We start from the raw sequence: 19,932 nt of genomic DNA, 5'->3' as shown, positions 1-19,932 counted from the left end.
TTCATCCGCATGTCAACCGTGCAACCCAGCGCTTGCTCTGGACACGGATTAGAATCTGTTCTACTTTGCCTCTCGGTTGGCCTGAATCCGGGACGCCTGTGAGCCAGCACAACCGGGAGCGCTAGTGGACTTCAATCTGGACGAGACGCAGACCGAGATCCGCACCCTCGCGGCCGACCTCCTCACCCGGGAGGTCACCCCCGCCCGGCTGGAGGCCCACGAGAAGGGCGGCAGCCCGTACGACGCGGAGCTCTGGCGGGCCCTGGCCAAAGCCGGGCTGCTGGGCATCTGCCTGCCGGATTCGGCGGGCGGCGCCGGATTCGGCCCGGTCGAACTGGCGGTGATCCTGCGCGAGGCGGGCGCGCGGGTCGCGCCGGTCCCGCTGGCGGCCAGCCTGGTGGCCGGTCTGACCATCGCCCAGCACGGCACCGACGCCCAGCGGGAGGCCCTCGCCCCGCTCGCCGAGGGCGAGATCGTGCTGACCTACGCGCTCAGGGAACCGGGCGCCGACCTCCACGACCGCCCGCGCACCACGGCGACCGGCGACCGGCTGACCGGCCGCAAGAGCCTCATCTCCTACGCCCGCGAATCCGCAAAAATCCTGGTTTCAGCGGATACGGGCGACGGCGTTCGGCTCTACCTGGTCGACCCGGCCGACGTGGAGATCACCGGCACCCCGCTCTCCACCGGCGAGCCCGGCTCGGTGATCACCCTCAACGACACCCCCGGCGAACCCGTCGGGGACACCCGGGCGCACGACGCGCTCCGGCTCAACGCGCTCGCCGCGATCACCGCCACCGCCTCGGGCGTCCTGTCCGGCGCGCTCAAACTGACCACCGAGTACATCAGGACCCGCCGCCAGTTCGACCGCGCCCTCGCCGAATTCCAGGCGGTCACGGTCCAGATCGCCGACGTCTACATCGCCGGCCGAGTCCTCGACGTCGCCGTCTGGTCCGGCGCGTGGCGGCTCGCCCAGGGCCTGCCCGCCGAGGAGGATCTCGCGATCGCCGCCCTGCACACGGCGGACTCGGCGCTCCGCGCCCTCTACACCTGCCAGCACCTGCACGGCGGCATCGGCCTCGACGTGTCCTACCCGCTGCACCGCTACTTCGCCTGGGGCAAACACGCCGCCCACCTGATCGGCGGCGCGGAGGCCCAACTGAACCTGATCGGAGCCCTGGTCTGATGTTCATCGAACTCACCGCCCAGCAGCAGGCCCTCCGCGACGAACTGCGCGACTACTTCAGCGCCTGCCTGACCGCCGAGGACCGCCGCAACATCGCCGAGGACCCCTTCGGCAAGGCGTACATGGAGCACTGCCGGCGGCTCGGCCGGGACGGCATGCTCGGCATGGGCTGGCCGGCCGAGTACGGCGGCCGCGGCTACGGCCCGCTGGAACAGCAGATCTTCGCCAACGAGATCGCCCGCGCCGAGGTCCCGTACCCGATCATCACCCTGCAGACGGTCGGCCCGACCCTGATGCAGTACGGTACGCCCGGGCAGAAGGAGTTCTTCCTGCCCCGGATCCTTGCCGGGGACTGCCATTTCGCCATCGGCTACAGCGAACCGGGCGCGGGCACCGACCTGGCGTCGCTGCGCACCACGGCGGTCCTGGACGGCGACCACTACCTCGTCAACGGGCAGAAGGTCTTCACCTCGGGCGCGCACTACGCGCAGTACATCTGGCTGGCCGTCCGTACCGATCCGGACGCCAAGAAGCACCGGGGCATCACCATGATGATCGCCGCCACCGACGACCCCGGGTTCTCCTGGACGCCGATCGTCACGATGGACGGCCGCCACCACACCAACGCGACTTACTATTCCGACGTCCGGGTGCCGGTCGGCATGGTGGTCGGCGAGGAGAACAAGGGCTGGGACCTGATCGTCAACCAGCTCAACCACGAGCGGGTGACGCTGGGTCCGGCCGGCAACATCGCGCACACGTACCTCAGGTTCGAGCGCTGGGCCCGGAACACCGGGACGATCGAACAGCCGGCCGTCCGCCGGGCTCTGGCCCATATATACGCATATTTCCGGACTAACGAGCTGCTCAACTGGCAGGTCGCCGCCAATATGGACCTCGGCTGGCTGGGCGCCCCCGACGCCTCCGCCACCAAGATCTACGGCTCCGAGCGCATGCAGGACGTCGGCCGGATCGTCGGCGAGGCCCTGGCCAGGTTCGGCGACCCCGCCGACGAGGAGACCCGCGACCTGATCGACCGGGTGGACCGCGGCGTCAAGGGCGGGATCGTGCTCACCTTCGGCGGTGGCGTCAACGAGGTGCAGCGCGAACTGATCGCCATGCTCGGTCTCGGCCTGCCGAGGCCACCCCGATGACCGACCTGCACGCGCTCGCCGCCAAGGTCGCCGCCGAAGGCGAGGGCCCCCGGCTCCCCGCGGCCAGCCCGGTCGACCAGACGATGATCCGCCACTGGACCGAGGCGATCGGCGACGCCAACCCGCGCTACCGGGGCCAGGACGCGATCGCCCCGCCCGCCATGATCCAGGTCTGGAGCATGTACGGCCTGGACCGCGCGTCCGCCCGCCGGATCAGGGTCCCGCTCGACGACCTGCTGGACGCCCTCACCGAGGCCGGATACACCGGCGTTGTCGCCACCAACTGCGAGCACACCTACCACCGCCACGTCGTCCCCGGCGACGAGCTCACCTCCGCCACCCGGCTGACCGACCTGGCCGGACCCAAGAAAACCGCCCTCGGCGACGGATATTTCGTGACTTGGAACGTCACCTGGTACGCACAGGACGAACCGGTCGCAGAAATGATCTTCAGGTTGCTGAAGTTCCGCCCCCGGGAGAAAAGATCCCCCTCCGAGGAGCGGAAGCCGTACCCCCTGCGCCCGGCCCAGAACAGGGACACGGCCTTCTTCTGGGAGGGTGCCAGAAGCGGAGAGCTCCGGATCCAGAAGTGCGGCGATTGCGGTGAACTGCGGCATCCGCCGGGACCCCTCTGCCCGTCGTGCCGCTCCACCGAGCGCACGTACGCGGTGGCGGCCGGGACCGGCGTGGTCTACAGCTACGTGGTGCACCACAACCCGCCGGTTCCTGGCCGCGAAACGCCCTTCGTGGTCGCTGTGGTGGAACTGCCGGAAGGGGTACGTATCGTGGGGAACGTGGTCGACTGCGCAGCAGCGGAGGTGGAGATCGGCATGCCCGTGCGAGTCGCCTACCACGTCATGGACGACGAGCTGACCCTCCCCATGTGGACGCCCGTCCAGCACCGGGAGTCCTGATGCGCACCCTGGAGATGACCGTCGGCACCGCCCTCCCCGGGCTGGTGATCCCGCTCACCCCGACCTTCATCATCTCGACCGCGCTGGCCACCCGCGACTTCACCCCGGTCCACCACGACGTCGAGCTGGCCCGCGCCCAGGGCTCCAGGGAGATCTTCCTCAACATCCTGACCACGATGGGGCTGGTCGAGCGTTTCGTCACCGACTGGGCCGGGCCGGAAGCTCTGATCAGGGGAATCAACGTCAAACTCGGCGTCCCGGCGTACGCGGGCGACACTCTCACCTTCAGCGGCACGGTGGCCGAACGCGACGGCGACACCTGCCTGGTCGACGTGCGTGGCGCAGTCTCGCTCGGCGCCCATGCCACCGGTAGTGTTCGCTTCTCCCTCTGAACGAGAGGTCCTCCATTGACCGGTACGGCTCTCGCCGGCATCGGCGCCACCGAGTTCTCCAAGAACTCCGGCAGGTCCGAACTGCAACTGGCCGCGGAAGCGGTCTTCGCCGCCCTCGACGACGCCGGGCTCGCCCCCGCGGACGTGGACGGGCTGGTCACCTACACCCAGGACAGCAACCAGGAGATCGCCCTCGCCCGCGAGGTCGGCATCGGCGACCTGACCTATTTCTCCCGGGTGCACTACGGCGGCGGCGCGGCCTGTGGCACGGTCGCGCACGCCGCGATGGCGGTGGCCACGGGCGCGGCGGAGGTGGTCGTGTGCTACCGGGCGTTCAACGAACGTTCCGGGCGCAGGTTCGGGCAGCCGGACGCGCGGCTCAGCGGGGAGCCCTCGTCGCAGGGGCTGGAGATGAGCTGGCATGTGCCGTACGGGCTGATGACGCCGGCGGCGTGGGTGGCCATGTTCGCGCAGCGCTATATGCACGAATATGGCGCTAAATCCGAGGACTTCGGGCGGGTGGCCGTGGCGATGCGGCGGCATGCCGCGAGCAATCCGGCGGCCTGGTTCTACCAGCGGCCGATCACGCTGGACGATCACCAGGCGTCGAAGTGGATCGTGGAGCCGCTACACCTGCTGGACTGCTGCCAGGAGAGCGACGGCGCGGTGGCCCTGGTCGTGACCTCGGCGGAGCGGGCCCGCGACCTCAGGCGGACCCCGGCGATGATCACGGCGGCGGCGCAGGGCGCGGGCGCGGGGCAGATGATGATGACCAGCTACTACCGCGATGACATGACCGGCCTGGCCGAGATGGGCGTCGTCGGCCGGAAATTGTGGCAAATCTCGGGCCTTAGCGCGGCGGATATCCAGGCCGCCATTCTTTATGATCACTTCACCCCATTCGTCCTGACTCAGCTGGAAGAACTGGGGTTCTGCGCGCGCGGCGAGGCCAAGGATTTCATCCGCGACGGCGGCATCGAGATCGACGGCCACCTGCCCGTCAACCCGCACGGCGGGCAGCTCGGCGAGGCCTACATCCACGGCATGAACGGCATCGCCGAAGGCGTGCGCCAGATCCGGGGCACCTCGGTGAACCAGGTCAGCGACGTCGAGAACGTGCTGGTCACGGCCGGGACCGGAGTCCCGACCAGCGGCCTGATCCTGAGCAGGGGTTAGCAGGGGTTAGGGCGTCACCAGCGTCGGCACCGAGAAGAAGACCAGCAGCGCGATCGCCAGGCAGATGATGAACCCGACCAGCTCCCAGAGCCAGTCGTAGTGCCTGTCTCCCGTCTTGACCGGCCGCTGCTTGCGCTTGCGCACCCGCCTGCGCCGCTCGGGCGGCGTGATGTCCCCGGTCTGGACGGCCCGCGCGAGCGCGCTCGGCGTCTGGTCGACCGTCGTCGTGCCGGCGGGGAAGTCGTCGTCGTCCCGCACCGGAAGGGTGGCCTCGAGCCTGACCGGCTCGGTGAGCACGAGTTCGTCCCGCTCGACCTCGGGGGTGCCGAGGGCGGCGAGGGTTTCGACCTTCTCGATCGTCTCGGCCTTGGTGGCTTCGCCGACCTCTGCGATTTCGACAGCCTCGTCGGCTTCGACGGCCTTGTCGGTGGCCTCCGGGGTGACCTCGGGCTCCGGCGTCGCCGGTTCCTCGGTCTCGGCCGGCGTGAAGGCGTCGAACGACTCCATCTTGCCGAAGGTCGCCAGGCCCTCCTCGACCAGCGCCTCCACCTGGTCGACCGGCCGGGCCGGCGCGACGGGAGCGCCGAGCGCACGCCTGCGCCTCGGCTTGGTGTCCGAAAGCACCCGCATGATCGACCCGCGAATCCGCGGCATCGGCTCGGTCAGCGCCTCATGCCGACGCCGCCCCGGCGGCTTGGTCTCCGCCGTCTTGGTCTCCGCCGGTGCGGCCAGTCCTTCGGACTGCACCACGCACGCGTTGCTGACCTGGTCCGGGTCCTTCAGCGGCAGCGGCCACACCGGTGTGGTCGGCCATAACTTCTTGGTGATCAACCCCGGGGGTTTGGCCGCCGTCGGCTCCTCAAAAGGGAGCGCGGACAGCACGCGCTGGCGTACACCGTGGGCGGGCTGCCGCCACGGCAGCCGCGCGAGCACGTCCTCGATCGGGGCGACGCCGATGGCGTCGTAGATCTCGGCCACGTCCGCAGGGACGAACGGGGCCTCACCGGCGGCGTGCACCGCGGTCGCCAGCGTCTGGGCGAACCGGTTACGCGCGCTGCTGGTCAGTTCGGTGGCGGTGTCGACGGCCACGTCGAGCACCCAGGAGAGTTCGTTGACGCTCAGCCCGCAGACGGCGGACAGCAGGAGCACTTCGCGCTGGTGTGGCCGGATGTCCCGGAACACGCGCTCGATCAGCGCGGTCGCCGGGTCGGCCACCGAGTCGACGGCGGGCAGGGCGTAGCTGACGTCGCGACGGTAGATCTCGCGGCGGGCGAGCGCGTACAGAGCGGCACGCTGCGGCTCGCTGCCGGGAACGCTGGTGAGCACGGACACCAGGGCGTCGGCGGCGGAGGCGGTCTCACCGAGCTGATCGTGACAGTACGCGAACAGCCCGGCGGCGTGACGCTCGTAGAGCTCGGCGATCAGATCGCTCCGCGAGCGATGACCGGTGAGCGGTTGTGTCACGGCCGGTACCTCTGGGGTTCCTGTGGAGGGATCGTAGGAGCAATCATGCCAAGCGGGGGACCTTCGGCGCACTATATAGCGGTCTTTTTGATTGGATATTTGAGGCGGGTTATCGATAGATCATTTCGAAAGTTCCAATTCGGATGCCCTGGGCGACAGAACTGACAGCCTCCTCGTAGGCTGGCTCACTGAGATCAACTGCCGGGACGAGGTCACGAGTGATCACATTTGATGGCGTCACCAAACGCTACGCGGACGGGACCGTGGCGGTGGACAACCTCAGCCTGGAGGCGGCCAGCGGGACGATCACCGTCTTCGTCGGGCCCTCCGGCTGTGGCAAGACGACCTCGCTGCGCATGATCAACCGGATGATCGACGCCACCGCCGGCCGCATCCTGCTGGACGGCCAGGACGTCAAGGCGATCGAGCCGGCCACCCTCCGGCGCGGCATCGGCTACGTCATCCAGCAGGCCGGCCTGTTCCCGCACCGGCGGATCGTGGACAACATCGCCACCGTGCCGTACCTGCTGGGCTGGGACCGGAAGAAGGCCCGCGCGCGGGCCATGGAGCTGCTGGAGCGGGTCGGGCTGGACCCGAAGCTGGCCAGGCGGTATCCGTTCCAGCTGTCCGGCGGGCAGCAGCAGCGGGTGGGGGTGGCCAGGGCGCTGGCCGCCGATCCGCCGGTGCTGCTGATGGACGAGCCGTTCAGCGCGGTCGACCCGGTGGTCCGGGCCAGCCTCCAGGAGGAGCTGCTCCGGCTCCAGTCCGAACTGCACAAGACGATCGTGTTCGTCACCCACGACATCGACGAGGCCGTCAAGCTGGGGGACACCGTCGCGGTGTTCCGGGTGGGCGGGCACCTGGCCCAGATCAGCGACCCGGCCACGCTGCTGAGCGAGCCCGCCGACGACTTCGTCCGCGGGTTCCTCGGCCGGGACCGGGGCATCCGCCGGCTGTCGTTCATCCCGGCCGCGGACGTGCCGCTGAGCCCGCCGCCGCCGGAACTGGTGCTCGCGGAGGGCAAGCCGGTGGGGTGGAAGCTGGACGGCGGGCTGCGGCCGTACGGGAGCTTCAACCCGGCGACGGACTCGCTGCGGGCCGCGCTGGACGCGTCGCTGCTGTCGGCCAACGGCCTGGCGGTCGCGGTGGACGGCGACGGCGGCGTGCTCGGCGTGCTCGGCCGGGACGCGCTGGACGCCGCCGTGTCGGGGGTCGCGCGTGGATGAGCCGCTGGTCCGCTGGGACTGGATCGCCAGGAACTGGGACAACGGCAGCCCGCTGGCGATCAGGACGCTGCTGGAGAACCACGTCGTGATGGCGTTCGCGCCGGTCCTGTTCGGGCTGCTGCTGGCGCTGCCGATCGGCCTGGCCTGCGCCCGCTGGCGGCTGCTCTACCAGCCCGCCACCGCCGTGATGAACATCGTCTACGCGATGCCGTCGCTGGCCCTGTTCTCCATCCTGCTCTCGGTCACCGGGCTCACCCAGACCACGGTGATCATCCCGCTCACCCTGTTCTCGCTGGCCGTGCTGATCCCGGCCGTGGTGGACGGGATGACCTCGGTGCCCGACCACGTCCGGCAGTCGGCGGTCGCGATGGGCTTCCGGCCGCTGCGGCGGCTGCTGCAGGTGGAGCTGCCGATCGCCACGCCGGTGGTGCTGGCCGGGGTCCGGGTGGCCACGGTGGCCAGCATCAGCCTGGTCAGCGTGGGCGCGCTGATCGGCCAGGGCGGCCTGGGCGCGCTCTTCACCGACGGCTGGCAGCGGCAGTTCTACACGCCGATCATCGTGGGCATCGCCCTGATCGTGCTGCTGGCCGTCGGCGCCGACCTGGTGCTGATCGCGCTGCAACGGCTGCTGACGCCGTGGTCGCGGGCCCGGAGGTCGGCGTGAACTGGCTGATCGACTTCTTCGGTAACCCGGACAACTGGTCGGGTTCTGACGGCATCCCCGTCCGGCTGCTCCAGCACGTCGAGTTCTCGGTGCTGGCCTTCGCGATCGCGGCCCTGATCGCGCTGCCGCTGGGGCTGCTGATCGGGCACACCGGGCGGGGCGGCGTGATCGTGGTGCTGTCCGCCAACGCGGCCCGCGCGCTGCCGACGCTGGGCCTGCTGGTGCTGGTCGTGCTGCTGATCGGGGTGGGCACCATCTGGCCGGTGCTGATCCCGCTGGTGGCGCTGGCGATCCCGCCGATCCTGGTCAACACCTACGAGGGCATCCGGGGCGTGGACGCCGATCTGCGGGACGCCGCATACGGGATGGGCCTGCGCGGGCCGCAGGTGCTGTTCCGGGCGCTGGTGCCGGTCGCGCTGCCGCTGATCCTGCTGGGGCTGCGGCTGGCCGCGATCCAGGTGGTGGCCACGGCCACCGTCGCCGCGTACGTGGGTCTCGGCGGGCTCGGCCGCTACATCATCGACGGTCTGGCCACCAAGGACTACCCCAGTGTTTTCGGGGGAGCGGTGCTCGTCGTGCTGCTGGCGCTGGCCGTGCAGTTCGGCTTCGCGCTGCTGCACCGGGTGATCGTCTCGCCGGGGGTGCGCCAGGTCCGCTAATCTCTACTTAACCTCCCGATTTCGAAGGGAATATCCCGTGAAACGTCTCATCGCCACCGCGGTCGCCGCGGTGTTCGCCTTGTCCGCGTGCGGCGGCGGATCCGATCCGCTCACTCAAGCCACTCCGACCACGGCGGCCAGTACGGGGGGTTCGGCGCCGGCCGCCGCCAGCGTCACCATCGGCTCGTTCGACTTCCCCGAGAGCGTGCTGCTGGCCTCCATCTACGCCCAGGCCCTCCAGGCCAAGGGCGTCACCGTCACCGAGAAGCCCAACATCGGCAGCCGCGAGATCGTCTACGACCAGATCAAGACCGGCGGCCTGACCATCCTGCCGGAGTACATCGGCTCGCTGCTGGCCTTCGTCGACAAGAACGCCACCGCCAAGAGCACCACCGACGTGGTGGCCGCGCTGGGCACCGCACTCCCGCCCGAGCTGCAGGTTCTGGCCCCCGCGGCGGCCCAGGACAACAACTCGCTGACGGTCAGCAAGGAGACCGCCACCAAGAACAGCCTGACCACCATCGAGGACCTGGCCAAGGTCTCCAAGGACTTCATCGTCGGCGGCCCGCCGGAGTTCAAGGAGCGCCAGGAGGAGAACTTCAAGACCGTCTACGGCCTGGAGTTCAAGCAGTGGGAGCCCACCGGCGCCACCACCGCCGACGCCATCAAGAGCGGCACCATCCAGGTCGGCAACGTCTTCACCACCGACCCCAAGATCATCCTCAACGACCTGGTCTCCCTTGAGGACAACAAGAGCGCCTTCGCGGCCGAGAACGTCACCCCGCTGGTCTTCAAGGCCGGCGTGGACGACACCGTGAAGTCCACCCTGGACGCCATCTCGTCCAAGCTCACCACCCAGGGCCTGCTCGACATGATGAAGAAGATCGCCGTCGACAAGGACGACCCGCCGGTCGTCGCCAAGGACTGGCTGACTGCCAACGGCCTGCTCTAACCCACCACCGGAACCCTGGCCCTCACCCGAGGGCTAGGGTTCCTCGGGTGAGCGAGTTCACCGAGGCGATGGCGCAACTGGCCGGCGGGGTGGCCGTGGTCACCGTCAAGGACGACAGGGACGACGTGGGCAACACGGTCAGCACCCTGCTGTCGGTGTCCGCAGAGCCGCCGCTGATCCTGGTCAGCCTCACCTCGTCCAGCTACCTGACCGAACTCCTGCTCCGCCGCGACCGCTGGGCGGCCAGCCTGCTCGCCGACGGCCAGCAGACCATCGCCTCCCGCTTCGCCACCCCCGGCCGGCCGGGCGCGCGGCTACTGCTCGCGGGCACCCCGCACCACCGCGGCTCCCTCTCCGAGGCGCTCATCGTCGACGGCGGCGTGGCCGCCCTCGAAGCCGAGACCACCAGAGTCGTCCCGGCCGGCGACCACACCCTCTTCCTCGCCGCCGTCCTGTCCGTCGACTACATCGACGCCACCAGGTCCCCCCTGGTACGGCTCCGCTCCCGTTACCGGCCTGTCGGCTAGTTCGTGCGCCGACCGCACCTGCCAGAGCGCGAAGAGGATCCCGGCCACGCCGCCGAACTGGAGAATCAACTCCCAGGCGATTCCGGAAATCGTGACGAAAGAAGGCAGGTCCAGCAGGTACCACCAGATCAGATGCGCTGCCACGAAACCGGCCCAACCGGGCCACAATGCTCGCCAGGTCCACCGGCCGTCCCGCCACTGGGCGATCAGGATCAGGAGCAGCCAAGAGGGAGTTCGTAGAGCGTGCGGCGCAGACCGTCGACGCCACCGGTCCTTCGAGGCGACCGCAAGGGGAGCGTGTCCTTGGTCGGCCCCCGGGAGATCTGCCATAACCCCCATACCGTGAGCGCCGCCGTCACGAGCCGTGGCACCGCGAAGATCGCGGGATCGTCGAACGGCGCGTACCAGGTCTGCGCGATCAGCCACATGGGCAGGTCGTCGCCGACGAGATTGAGGTAGGCGGTCGTCGCTGCGAAGATCAAGGCGTACCCGCCGGCGAGGAGCACCCCGACGACCCAGAAGCGATATCTGGTCACGGACATGTCCTCCTTGATGATCAAATTTCGATCACTTCATCGGGGTTCACGTGCTCCGGTCCGCGCAGTGAAATGAATCTTTCGGGCGCGGGGGGTGGGTGTGCGCGGGGTTCTGGGGCAGGGTAGGAGCGGCGGCCGGTTAGTCGAGGAGTGACAGTGGTAAACGACCAGACACGCAAGGATTTGGATCGGCTGGCCGGGGGTGCGCATCATGATCCGCATTCGATTCTGGGTGGTCATCTGACCGCCGACGGGGTCGTCATCCGGGTTCTGCGGCCGTTCGCGGAGAAGGTCGAGGCGCTGGTCGACGGTTCCGCGTCCGAGCTGCGGCATGTCGCGCTCGGGGTGTTCGAGGTGGCGTTGCCGGGGCTGGACAAGATTCCGGCGTACCGGGTGCGGGTGACCTATCCGGGCGGGGAGCCGTACGAGGCGGGGGATCCGTACCGGCACTGGCCCACGCTCGGTGAAGTCGACCTGCACCTGATCGGCGAGGGGCGGCACGAGCGGCTCTGGGAGGTACTGGGCGCGCGGGTGCTCGACCACGACGGCGAGACGGGTACGGCTTTCGCGGTGTGGGCGCCGAACGCGCTCGGCCTGCGGGTCATCGGCGACTTCAACCACTGGAACGGCGGCGGCCATCCGATGCGGTCGCTGGGCCGGTCGGGGGTGTGGGAGCTGTTCATCCCGGGGGTGGCGGCGGGCGCGCAGTACAAGTTCGAGATTCTCGGCGTGGACGGGGTGTGGCGGAGCAAGGCCGACCCGATGGCCCGGCGGACCGAGATCCCGCCGCTGACCGCCTCGGTGGTCGACGCCACCGACTACGTCTGGAACGACGAGGAGTGGCTGGCCGACCGGTCGGCGCGGGACGCGCTGGCCGAGCCGATGAGCACCTACGAGGTCCATCTCGGATCGTGGCGGCCGGGCCTGTCCTACCGGGAACTGGCCGAGCAACTCACCGCGTACGTCAAGGATCTGGGTTTCACCCACGTCGAGTTCATGCCGGTCGCCGAGCACCCGTTCGGCGGCTCCTGGGGTTACCAGGTGACCTCCTACTACGCCCCGACCTCGCGGTTCGGCAGCCCGGACGACTTCCGGTTCCTGGTCGACACGCTGCACCAGGCGGGGATCGGCGTGATCGTCGACTGGGTGCCCGCGCACTTCCCGATGGACGACTGGGCGCTGGCCCGCTTCGACGGCACCCCGCTCTACGAGCACGCCGACCCGGAGCGCGGCGAGCACCCCGACTGGGGCACCTACGTCTTCGACTTCGGCCGCCTGGAGGTGCGCAACTTCCTGGTCGCCAACGCGGTCTACTGGCTGCGCGAGTTCCACGTGGACGGGCTCCGGGTGGACGCGGTGGCGTCGATGCTCTACCTGGACTACTCGCGCCGCGAAGGCGAGTGGAAGCCGAACATCTACGGCGGCAGGGAGAACCTGGACGCGATCGAGTTCCTCAAGGAGATGAACACGCTCGCCTACCGGGAGGCCCCCGGGATCGTGACGATCGCGGAGGAGTCCACCGCCTGGCCCGGGGTGTCCCGGCCGGTGCACCTGGGCGGGCTCGGCTTCGGGTTCAAGTGGAACATGGGCTGGATGCACGACACGCTCGCCTACATGGCGCACGAGCCGGTGTTCCGCCAGTACCATCACCACCAGCTGTCGTTCTCGCTCATGTACGCCTTCACCGAGAACTTCGTGCTGCCCCTCTCGCACGACGAGGTGGTGCACCTGAAGGGCTCGCTGCTGGCCAAGATGCCCGGCGACGAATGGCAGCGGTTCGCCGGCCTGCGCGCGCTCTACGCGTTCATGTGGGCGCATCCCGGCAAACAACTGCTCTTCATGGGCGGCGAGTTCGGCCAGGGCTCGGAATGGTCGGAATCGCGGGGACTCGACTGGTGGGTCTTGGATTTCGACTTCCACCAGGGCGTGCAGCGCCTGATCCGGGACCTGAACCGGGTGTACACGGCGACGCCTGCCCTGTATTCGCAGGATTTCACCCCTGACGGATTCAGCTGGATCGACGCCGACGACGCGCCGGGGAACGTATTCTCCTTCCTCAGGTACGGCTCTGACGGCTCGGTTCTCGCCTGCGTGGCCAACTTTTCCGGCAGCCCGCACGAGGACTACCACCTCGGCCTGCCGCGGCCGGGCCACTGGGAGGAGGTCCTCAACACCGACGCGTACGAGTACGCCGGCGGCGGCGTAGGCAACCTCGGCGAGGTCACCGCGACCGACCTCCCGCACCACGGCCAGCCCTGCTCGGCCCGCCTCCGGGTGCCCCCGCTGGGCGCCGTCTGGCTTCGGCACAAATCGGAAATTTCCGACATTTAATTAAATAGGCGAAATGAATGGCCTTGGCGTTTGTTAGCGTACATTAGAGTTCGACTGCACTCTTTCGTGGTGATGTCTGGAATGGAAAGTGTCTCGCCGCAATAGCGGCGAGATGTGCATTCCAGAGCTTCCAGATATTTCCACATAAGAGGAGTGCTACCTCATGCGAGGTCACATCTACTTCCGGCGCGCCGGCGCCCTGGCCGCGGTCGTCACCGCTGGGATGATCATGAGTGCGGTGCCGGTCACGCAGGCGTACGCCGACACGGGCGTGCCCGAAGTGATGCGCGGCGACCCGAAGGACGTCTCCAACTGGGGCACGGTCATGGCCCTGCCCGAGTGCGTGCAGTCGGACGCCTGGATCGCCCGGCTGAAGGGCCTGGGCGGCATCGTCAACACCACCCTGTTCCAGGCGCACTACCCCGAGTTCGGCCAGGCCAGGAAGACCGCGGGCGGCAAGGCCCTGATCGACCTGAAGATCCCCGACCCGACCCGGCTCACCCCGGGCCTCTCCTTCGGCCAGGCGTCCGCCTTCTACGCCAAGGCCATCGGCAACGCCCTCCCGTCCACCGAGATCAGCGGCGACGACGTGCCGGCGCCGTGCGCCGCGTACGCCGAGGCGGGCGGCGCGATGATCGACGTCGGCCTGCCGGGCATCCCCGGATTCAGCTTCGTGACCGGCGCGGCCGGCGCCATCGGCGGCCTGTTCAACAAGATCAACCCATTCCGTCCCGGCGTCTCCCCGTCCTGGACCGAACTGCGTGACTCCTCGCCGCTGCGTGTGCACGTGGAGGGCATCGCGGTGTCGGCCCGTTCGGTCCCTGGCAAGCCCGTCGAGTTCGCCGGCAACTTCGCGCACGGCTTCATCGCCAGCTTCGGCAAGAAGTTCATCGACATCCCGGCCAAGTGGCCCGCCAACTTCGGCGTGGAGATCCCCACCCCGTTCGGCCCGCCGCTGGCCATCGTCACCACCAACGAGCAGGTCACCACCAACCCCAACGGCACCGGCACGCTGGCTCCCGGCCGGAGCACCTACCAGTACAACCCGATCGCGGCGAGCGGCTACATCAACGCCATCCACGCCAGCGTGCTGGGCACCAACGCCGCCGACCTCACCGTGGGCCACGCGGCCGTCCTGAACACCACCCCGGTCGGCCCGATCGGCCCGGTCACGCCGGTCGTGCTCCCGTGCGCCTCCTCGCCCGGCCGCGAGGCGCGCTGCCCCGCGGACGTCCAGGAGAAGCAGGAACAGCAGCAGCCGGCGCCCATCGTGGACGCCGTCCCCGCCGCCCTGACCCCGGCCAAGTAGCCACATCGCCCAGATCGCGCAGGTAAGTCACCGCGCGAACAGACATAGCGACATCTGACCCGCGTCATCCCTGACGCGTTGACATTCCTTCGCGCGGTTTCGCGGCCGCGTCGTTCCTCATGGAACCAATATCGGCGGGCAACGCTTCCGGCAAGCCCGCCCGTGGGAAAAGCACCGACCGGCGCACACCTCAGAGGATTGAAAAGTGCGCCGGTTGCTGCCTTTCACGTTCCTGTTCCTGCTCGCGCCCGCCTGCGGGCAATCTCCCGAAACCCCGGGCACCCCCAAGGTCAGCGGTGAGTTCGGCGCCAGACCCACGGTGGTGCTGTCCGGGTCGCCACCGGTCAAACCGACCATCCAGGTCCTCACCGAGGGCCGGGGACCGGTCGTTCGGAAGGACCAGGCCGTCATCACGCACGCCGACATCCGGCTGTGGCGCAACGGCAACACCTACCTGAGCACCCACGACCTCAAGCAGCCCACCACCGTCACCATGGACGGCCAGCACGTCTCGGAGACCTGGACCGCCGCCCTGACCGGCCGGAAGGCGGGCAGCAGGGTCGTCCTGGTCAGCCCCGCCGCGCAGGGCTTCGGCCCCGGCGGCATGGCTCCGTCCGGCATCTCGCCGTCGGAGACCCTGGTCATCGTGTTCGACATCATCGGCTCGTACGCGCCCACGGCCAACGTCGGTGGCGGCACCAGGAAGGTCGACGGCGGCCCCACCCTGCCGATGGTCGGCGGCTTCCCGCCGTCCCCGGGCAGCTTCCCCAAGAGCCCGCCGCAGGCCCTCACCGTCCGTACCCTGCGGAAGGGTTCGGGGCCCAAAGTTCAGGCGGGTTCGACCGTCGTCGTCCAGTACGTCACCACGCCCTGGGGTGACGCCACCCCCACCGACGCCTCCTACTCCCGGGGCGGCCCCAACGGGTTCCTGCTCGCGGAGAACTCGGTCCCGCCCGGCTGGGTGGAGGGCCTCACCGGCGTCAGGACCGGCAGCCGGGTCCTGCTGGTGGCCCAGCCCAAGCCCGGCTTCACCATCACCACCGGCGGCGTCATCGTGCCGCAGGGCCGGGTCGTCAGCTACGTCATCGACGTCCTCGACGCGGGTCTCAATCCCGCAAGGTGAGGACGGCGGCGGCGAGCGGGACGGCGCTGCTCGGATTGTCGAAAATCCGGGCGTCGATCTTGCGCTTGGAGATCTTCGCCAGGGTGAACCACAGGGCGTTCGGGCAGCCGGCGTTCGCGTTCGCGGCCGCCTCGGCGAACAGTTGAAGCCGGTCCGGCGCCAGGTTGTCCCGCTGCACGGACACCGACGCCGTGCACTTCAGGTTCGTGAAGCGCACGGTGCCCGTGCTCTTGTTCGCGCGCAGCGTCAGCGTGACGGTCTCCCCGTCGCTCCGCAGCTTGCCGCTCCAGCGTCCGGCGTACTCCTTCGGCGCCGGGACGCTCACCAGCGCCATCTGGACGGGCTCTACCGGGGCGTACTGCGGCTCCTGCGGCATTCCGGCGGAGATGATCGTCAGGCTCAGCAGGATGATCATCGAGACCGAGAGCAGCACGGTGACCGCGGCGAGGCCGCGGCGGGTGATCAGGTAGCTCAGCGGCGGGCGGCCCTCCGGGCGGGCCTGAGCCTGCCACGGCCGGCGGAGTTCGCCGGTCTGAAACTCGCTGGTCGCGCCGGAGCCCGCCGTCTCGGTGAGGCGCAGGCCGGTCAGCCAGCCGAACAGGCGGGTGATCCCGGCCGAGTCCGGCGGCAGGCCGGACAGGAAGTACCGCGCCTCCACCCGCTGGTTCTTCAGCTCGCGGACCAGGCTGCCCAGGCCCATGAGGCCGAGCCAGCCGGGCAGGTCGTCCGCCACGCCGCGCCCCGAGGTGGTGGTGCGCAGCAGGTCGGCCTTGGTGAGGACGACCGAGACCCGGCGCAGCCCGCCGCCGTCGGCGCGGGCGGCCAGCTCGTTGCGCAGCCGGCTGAACGTGTCGGCCGGGTCCTCCCTGGACATGATCACGCCCTTGGCCCTGAGCTGGTTGGACTCCGACTCCAGCAGGTGGTCCTGGACGGCCGGGAGCGCGAACGGGTCGATGACCAGGATCAGCGCCTCGCCCTGGGCCAGGTAGCCGAGCGCCTCGACCTTGCTGGCCTCGGTGTGGTGCTCGCCCGACGGGTCGAACAGGTAGAGGATGCGGTTGCCGCCCTTCGGCAGCGTGACGTCCAGAGTGACGCCTTTGGGCAGCTCGGTGAGGGTTTTGCTGACCTTGCCGACCGCGAGTTCGCGGCGTAGCCGGCGGAAGGTGTTCTCGTCGCCGGTGTCGGCGAACAGCACGCTGCCGCCGGCCGCGTTGGCCGCGTCGTGCAGCGCGTCCACGGCCAGCGCCATGAACGTGGTCTTGCCCGCGTCCGGGCCGCCGACCAGCGGCACCGGCTCGATCCTGACCCTGCCGATCCGGCCAGGCAGCCGGCGTGCGCAGGCCGGGCAGTGCGCCTGGAGCCGGTATCGGCCGAGCAGGATCGTGGTGGGCAGCCGGGTGCCGCACTGGCACACGTGCCAGAACGCACCGGCCAGGTCAGGCCGCAGCTTCGCGTGCTTCGCGCCACAGGTCGAGCACGCGTACACCGGCAACGTGAACCGCTTGTAGCAACCCGCGTACGGGCACGCCTGCAGGATCCGCCGCGCGAGCATGAGCACCTGGTCGAACACGCGCAACACGCCCACGCAGACGATCCACGCCGACAGCCCGACCGCCACCGTGACCAGGTACGCCGCCGCGATCAGCACAACCAGCACGGCGACCGGCGCGACCGAGGACACGATCCCGAGGGTGACGCCCAGCCAGAGCGGCAGCAGCAGCCAGGCCCGCTCCCCGGTGCCGACGAACGTGCGGGTGGCCCAGCCGGTCCCGGCGGCCAGCTTGCCGCGGATCAGCGGGGACGACCCGGCGAGGATCGACCGGCAGTCCGCCCACACCTGGGCGACCAGGTAGTGCCGGTAGGCGGGCTCCCGCCCGTCCGCGCCGTCGGGCCGGGCCACCGGCGAGGGACCGTACGAAGTGTCGGGCAGCAGCGTGGCCCCGGCCTGCTGGCAGTAGGCGGTGACCGCGACCGCCGTGGCCCCGACCAGCGCGATCGGGAACAGCACCAGGCCCACCATGCACATCAGTGCGAACAGCGCGGCCCAGAAGATGAGGCCGATGAGCATTCCGATGAGGATGTGCATCAGTGGCCTCCGCGTCGTGATCGCCGGGTGGGGCGGGTGAACGCGCGCAGCCCGTGGGCGAGCTCCCGGTCCTTCTTGAACCGGCCCTCCAGCGTGGTGAACCTGTTCCAGCCGTGGACCAGGTCGTGCGCCCAGGAGCGCAGCTCCTCGATCTCGTCGTGGACCAGGTAGAGGCGGATCGCGATCTCCAGCAGGGCCGCCTGCCCGTCCCGGTTGAGCTTGCCGTCCAGCCAGGCTCCGAGCAGCCAGTCCAGGGTGCGGTCGCTCAGCTTGCGGAGCAGCGCGGTCCGGAAGGCGGGGTCGAAGCCGGCGGCGGACCGGGCGGCGTGCGTCAGGATCTGGGTGGCCAGCGCGGGCGAGGCGTGCGCGGTCAGCTGGGTGAGGCGTTCCGCGGCCACCGCGACGGGCGGAACCGTGCGGTGGTCGGCGATGCCGATCGCGATCAGCACGGCGTCGGCGTCCTCGGCGGTGAGCCCGGGCACCCGGGCGTCGAGCACCCGTTCCGCGACGCGGCGGGTCTCGCGGGCCTTGAGGCCGTACTTGACGAAGGCGCGGCCTGGCAGCTCGCACAGGGTGGGGGAGTTCTGCAGGGCCGGGCCGAGGTCGTCGATCAGCTGGAGGCAGTCGTCGGCGGTGGGGTCGGCCCGCCAGATCTCGGTGAGCGCCTGTTCCCGGTCGGACAGCAGGGCCGCCGCCTGGTAGTGCCGTACCAGGTGGCGGGTGGCCTCGACCCTGCCCACCCGGCCGGCGGTGAAGCCGACCCGGACCACCGCGATGCCGGTGCGCGGCGCGGACCGCAGGTCGCGGTCGGCGAGCAGGTCGCACAGGTCGACGGTGAGCAGCCGATCGCGGCGGCGGGGCTCGCTCTTCTCCAGCCCGGCCACCAGGCCGGACAGCAGCGGGTCGCGCCAGCCGAACGGGGCCCGGGTGAGCTCCCTGACCAGGTCCGCGCCGTCCCGGACCTGCCGGGCGGCGGCGTGCTCCACCTCGGCCACCGGGAGCGAGCAGCCGGCCTGGTCGGCGACGCGGAGCAGCGTGACCAGATGGCCGAAACCGTCCGCCGTGGTGAGCGCGGTGCGGGCGGCGGCCGACAGTTCGGCCACATACCGGTGGGCCAGCCGGCGTCCGGGCGGCGGCAGCGACGGGTCGCGCAGTGCCAGCAGGACGCATCGCGCGGTGGCCGGTTCTGACGCCTCGGGCGGGCCGTTGGCCGCCGTCGCGGCGGCCAGCGCGTGGCCGAGCAGGTGCGCCTGGCGGCCGAGCCCGGTCCACACCCAGCCGGGCAGCTCGCCCTCGGTCAGCCCGGCCACCGCCTCCTGCTCGGCCGGGGTCAGCTTGGCGCCGGACAGGGTGAGCGCGATCAGCGCCGCCGCCGTCTCCGGGTCGGCCTGGCCGAACGCGGCCAGCTCGTCGATCCCGTCCAGGTTCTGCTCGCGCCAGAGCTGGGTGACGGTGGCGGCGAACCTCCCCGACTGAGACGGTTGCGGCGGCTGGTCGAGGCGGATCACGGTGGCGTCCAGGTCGGACGGGAGCCAGACGTCGGGGGCGGTGCCGACGATCGTCTGCGCGGTGGCCGACGGGTCGCCGCTGTAGGTGACGAAGGACAGCCGTTTGACCAGCTCCCACGGGAGCGAGTAGGAGACGACCGCGATCCACCGGACGATCTCCTCGGTGTCCGCGCTGACCAGCACCAGACGGCCGTGCCCGTCGATCAGTGCTTTCCTGGCCAGTTCGAGGATGACGGCGAGCCGCTGGTAGGAGGTTGTCGCGTTGGCCCGCAGCCAGGCGCCGAGCGATTCGGGGTCCAGCACCGGGCCGGGGGCGAGGTCGGTCAGTTCGGGCAGTTCCGCGCCGGGCCTGGCGGGATCGCGGGCCCAGATGGGCGCACCCCACAGTTCGATCGGGCGCAGGCCGACCAGCTCGTCCTCGCCCGCGACGATCGAGTGCCCGAGGAAGTTGCCGAACCGGCCCGAGTAGTCCTGACCCAGATAACGGCACTGGGTGAGCGCGAACCGGTCCCCGGCCGGGCCGAACGCGAACGCGGCCGGCATCGCCTCGATCTGCGCGGGGCCGGGCGACGCCGGGAGGCTCGGCGGCGGCCGGTAGGTCAGGTACGGCGAGACGAGCGCGCTCACCCCGTCCGGCATCCCCGCCGACCAGGCGGTGAACTGGAACCCGGCCCGGCCGGTCGGGCCCGCCTCGGCCGAGGTGTAGTGCAGCTGCCAGGCCATCG

Annotated in this window: 17 protein-coding genes; 13 read left to right on the top strand and 4 right to left on the bottom strand. The window is 70.0% G+C overall.

The features are described 5' to 3' along the window. Positions 1 to 124 precede the first annotated feature (124 nt). Genes Acor_RS10445 through Acor_RS10425 form a run of 5 tightly spaced genes read left to right on the top strand, consistent with a single transcriptional unit; the run spans position 125 to position 4,822 of the window. Positions 125 to 1,186, top strand: coding sequence for an acyl-CoA dehydrogenase family protein (locus tag Acor_RS10445; RefSeq protein WP_155336373.1), 1,062 nt, complete (start codon positions 125 to 127; stop codon positions 1,184 to 1,186). After that, the gene (locus Acor_RS10440; protein WP_155336372.1) at positions 1,186 to 2,340 is read left to right on the top strand and encodes an acyl-CoA dehydrogenase family protein; all 1,155 of its coding nucleotides are present in this window, start codon (positions 1,186 to 1,188) and stop codon (positions 2,338 to 2,340) included. Before Acor_RS10445 ends, Acor_RS10440 begins: the two co-directional genes overlap by 1 nt. Next, on the top strand, positions 2,337 to 3,254 hold the full coding sequence (locus Acor_RS10435) for a bifunctional MaoC family dehydratase N-terminal/OB-fold nucleic acid binding domain-containing protein (RefSeq protein WP_155336371.1): 918 nt from the start codon (positions 2,337 to 2,339) through the stop codon (positions 3,252 to 3,254). The genes Acor_RS10440 and Acor_RS10435 overlap by 4 nt, the downstream gene beginning before the upstream one ends. Next, a complete protein-coding gene (locus tag Acor_RS10430; RefSeq protein ID WP_281353194.1) occupies positions 3,254 to 3,646 on the top strand; it encodes a MaoC family dehydratase in 393 nt (130 codons plus the stop codon). Before Acor_RS10435 ends, Acor_RS10430 begins: the two co-directional genes overlap by 1 nt. Before the next feature lie 15 nt (positions 3,647 to 3,661). Continuing rightward, positions 3,662 to 4,822 carry a lipid-transfer protein gene (locus Acor_RS10425; protein ID WP_155336370.1) on the top strand — a complete coding sequence of 387 codons (1,161 nt, stop codon included), beginning with the start codon at positions 3,662 to 3,664 and terminating at the stop codon, positions 4,820 to 4,822. A 6-nt stretch (positions 4,823 to 4,828) separates the two neighbouring features. Here Acor_RS10425 and Acor_RS10420 read toward each other — a convergent pair whose 3' ends face one another. Then, on the bottom strand, positions 4,829 to 6,286 hold the full coding sequence (locus tag Acor_RS10420) for a hypothetical protein (RefSeq protein WP_155336369.1): 1,458 nt from the start codon (positions 6,284 to 6,286) through the stop codon (positions 4,829 to 4,831). 218 nt (positions 6,287 to 6,504) lie between these two features. On the opposite strand from Acor_RS10420, the gene Acor_RS10415 reads away from it, so the two are divergent. The 5 genes from Acor_RS10415 to Acor_RS10395 are packed head-to-tail and all read left to right on the top strand — an operon-like array spanning position 6,505 to position 10,314. Further along, complete coding sequence (locus Acor_RS10415; RefSeq protein ID WP_155336368.1) at positions 6,505 to 7,512, top strand: ABC transporter ATP-binding protein; 1,008 nt, start codon at positions 6,505 to 6,507, stop codon at positions 7,510 to 7,512. Further along, the gene (locus tag Acor_RS10410) at positions 7,505 to 8,176 is read left to right on the top strand and encodes an ABC transporter permease (RefSeq protein ID WP_246238548.1); all 672 of its coding nucleotides are present in this window, start codon (positions 7,505 to 7,507) and stop codon (positions 8,174 to 8,176) included. Before Acor_RS10415 ends, Acor_RS10410 begins: the two co-directional genes overlap by 8 nt. Then, positions 8,173 to 8,835 carry an ABC transporter permease gene (locus Acor_RS10405; protein WP_155336367.1) on the top strand — a complete coding sequence of 221 codons (663 nt, stop codon included), beginning with the start codon at positions 8,173 to 8,175 and terminating at the stop codon, positions 8,833 to 8,835. The genes Acor_RS10410 and Acor_RS10405 overlap by 4 nt, the downstream gene beginning before the upstream one ends. A 37-nt stretch (positions 8,836 to 8,872) precedes the next feature. Beyond that, positions 8,873 to 9,787: an ABC transporter substrate-binding protein gene (locus tag Acor_RS10400; RefSeq protein ID WP_155336366.1), complete on the top strand. Its 915-nt coding sequence runs from the start codon at positions 8,873 to 8,875 to the stop codon at positions 9,785 to 9,787. 47 nt (positions 9,788 to 9,834) lie between these two features. After that, positions 9,835 to 10,314 (top strand): flavin reductase family protein, encoded by a 480-nt coding sequence (locus tag Acor_RS10395; RefSeq protein WP_246238547.1) that lies wholly within the window; start codon positions 9,835 to 9,837, stop codon positions 10,312 to 10,314. A 212-nt stretch (positions 10,315 to 10,526) separates the two neighbouring features. Here the strand turns inward: Acor_RS10395 and Acor_RS10390 are convergent, their stop codons facing one another. Next, positions 10,527 to 10,850 (bottom strand): hypothetical protein, encoded by a 324-nt coding sequence (locus Acor_RS10390; protein ID WP_155336365.1) that lies wholly within the window; start codon positions 10,848 to 10,850, stop codon positions 10,527 to 10,529. Positions 10,851 to 11,006: 156 nt separating this feature from the next. On the opposite strand from Acor_RS10390, the gene glgB reads away from it, so the two are divergent. From glgB to Acor_RS10375, 3 genes are all read left to right on the top strand, one after another. Further along, on the top strand, positions 11,007 to 13,181 hold the full coding sequence (gene glgB, locus Acor_RS10385; protein ID WP_155336364.1) for a 1,4-alpha-glucan branching protein GlgB: 2,175 nt from the start codon (positions 11,007 to 11,009) through the stop codon (positions 13,179 to 13,181). Between the two features lie 163 nt (positions 13,182 to 13,344). Further along, positions 13,345 to 14,490 (top strand): hypothetical protein, encoded by a 1,146-nt coding sequence (locus tag Acor_RS10380; protein WP_155336363.1) that lies wholly within the window; start codon positions 13,345 to 13,347, stop codon positions 14,488 to 14,490. Between the two features lie 205 nt (positions 14,491 to 14,695). Further along, positions 14,696 to 15,613, top strand: a complete 918-nt coding sequence (locus Acor_RS10375) for an FKBP-type peptidyl-prolyl cis-trans isomerase (protein WP_155336362.1) — start codon at positions 14,696 to 14,698, stop codon at positions 15,611 to 15,613. On the opposite strand, the gene Acor_RS10370 is transcribed toward Acor_RS10375, so the two are convergent. After that, a complete protein-coding gene (locus Acor_RS10370; protein WP_155336361.1) occupies positions 15,597 to 17,699 on the bottom strand; it encodes a TRAFAC clade GTPase domain-containing protein in 2,103 nt (700 codons plus the stop codon). The two genes, Acor_RS10375 and Acor_RS10370, sit on opposite strands and share 17 nt — an antisense overlap. Continuing rightward, positions 17,699 to 19,930, bottom strand: coding sequence for a GAP1-N2 domain-containing protein (locus Acor_RS10365; RefSeq protein ID WP_155336360.1), 2,232 nt, complete (start codon positions 19,928 to 19,930; stop codon positions 17,699 to 17,701). Before Acor_RS10365 ends, Acor_RS10370 begins: the two co-directional genes overlap by 1 nt. Positions 19,931 to 19,932 lie beyond the last annotated feature (2 nt).

The sequence above is a fragment of the Acrocarpospora corrugata genome, from assembly GCF_009687845.1.
Taxonomy (GTDB): domain Bacteria; phylum Actinomycetota; class Actinomycetes; order Streptosporangiales; family Streptosporangiaceae; genus Acrocarpospora; species Acrocarpospora corrugata.
Note: the sequence above shows the minus strand (reverse complement) of the source record. Positions and strands in the feature narration are given on the sequence as shown.

Excerpts from the sequence above, each read along its gene's own strand:
- Acor_RS10440 (WP_155336372.1), top strand. The coding sequence starts at position 1,186 with ATGTTCATCGAACTCACCGCCCAGCAGCAGGCCCTCCGCGACGAACTG.
- Acor_RS10435 (WP_155336371.1), top strand. The coding sequence starts at position 2,337 with ATGACCGACCTGCACGCGCTCGCCGCCAAGGTCGCCGCCGAAGGCGAG.
- Acor_RS10430 (WP_281353194.1), top strand. The coding sequence starts at position 3,254 with ATGCGCACCCTGGAGATGACCGTCGGCACCGCCCTCCCCGGGCTGGTG.
- Acor_RS10380 (WP_155336363.1), top strand. The coding sequence starts at position 13,345 with ATGCGAGGTCACATCTACTTCCGGCGCGCCGGCGCCCTGGCCGCGGTC.
- Acor_RS10370 (WP_155336361.1), bottom strand. The coding sequence starts at position 17,699 with ATGCACATCCTCATCGGAATGCTCATCGGCCTCATCTTCTGGGCCGCG.
- Acor_RS10365 (WP_155336360.1), bottom strand. The coding sequence starts at position 19,930 with ATGGCCTGGCAGCTGCACTACACCTCGGCCGAGGCGGGCCCGACCGGC.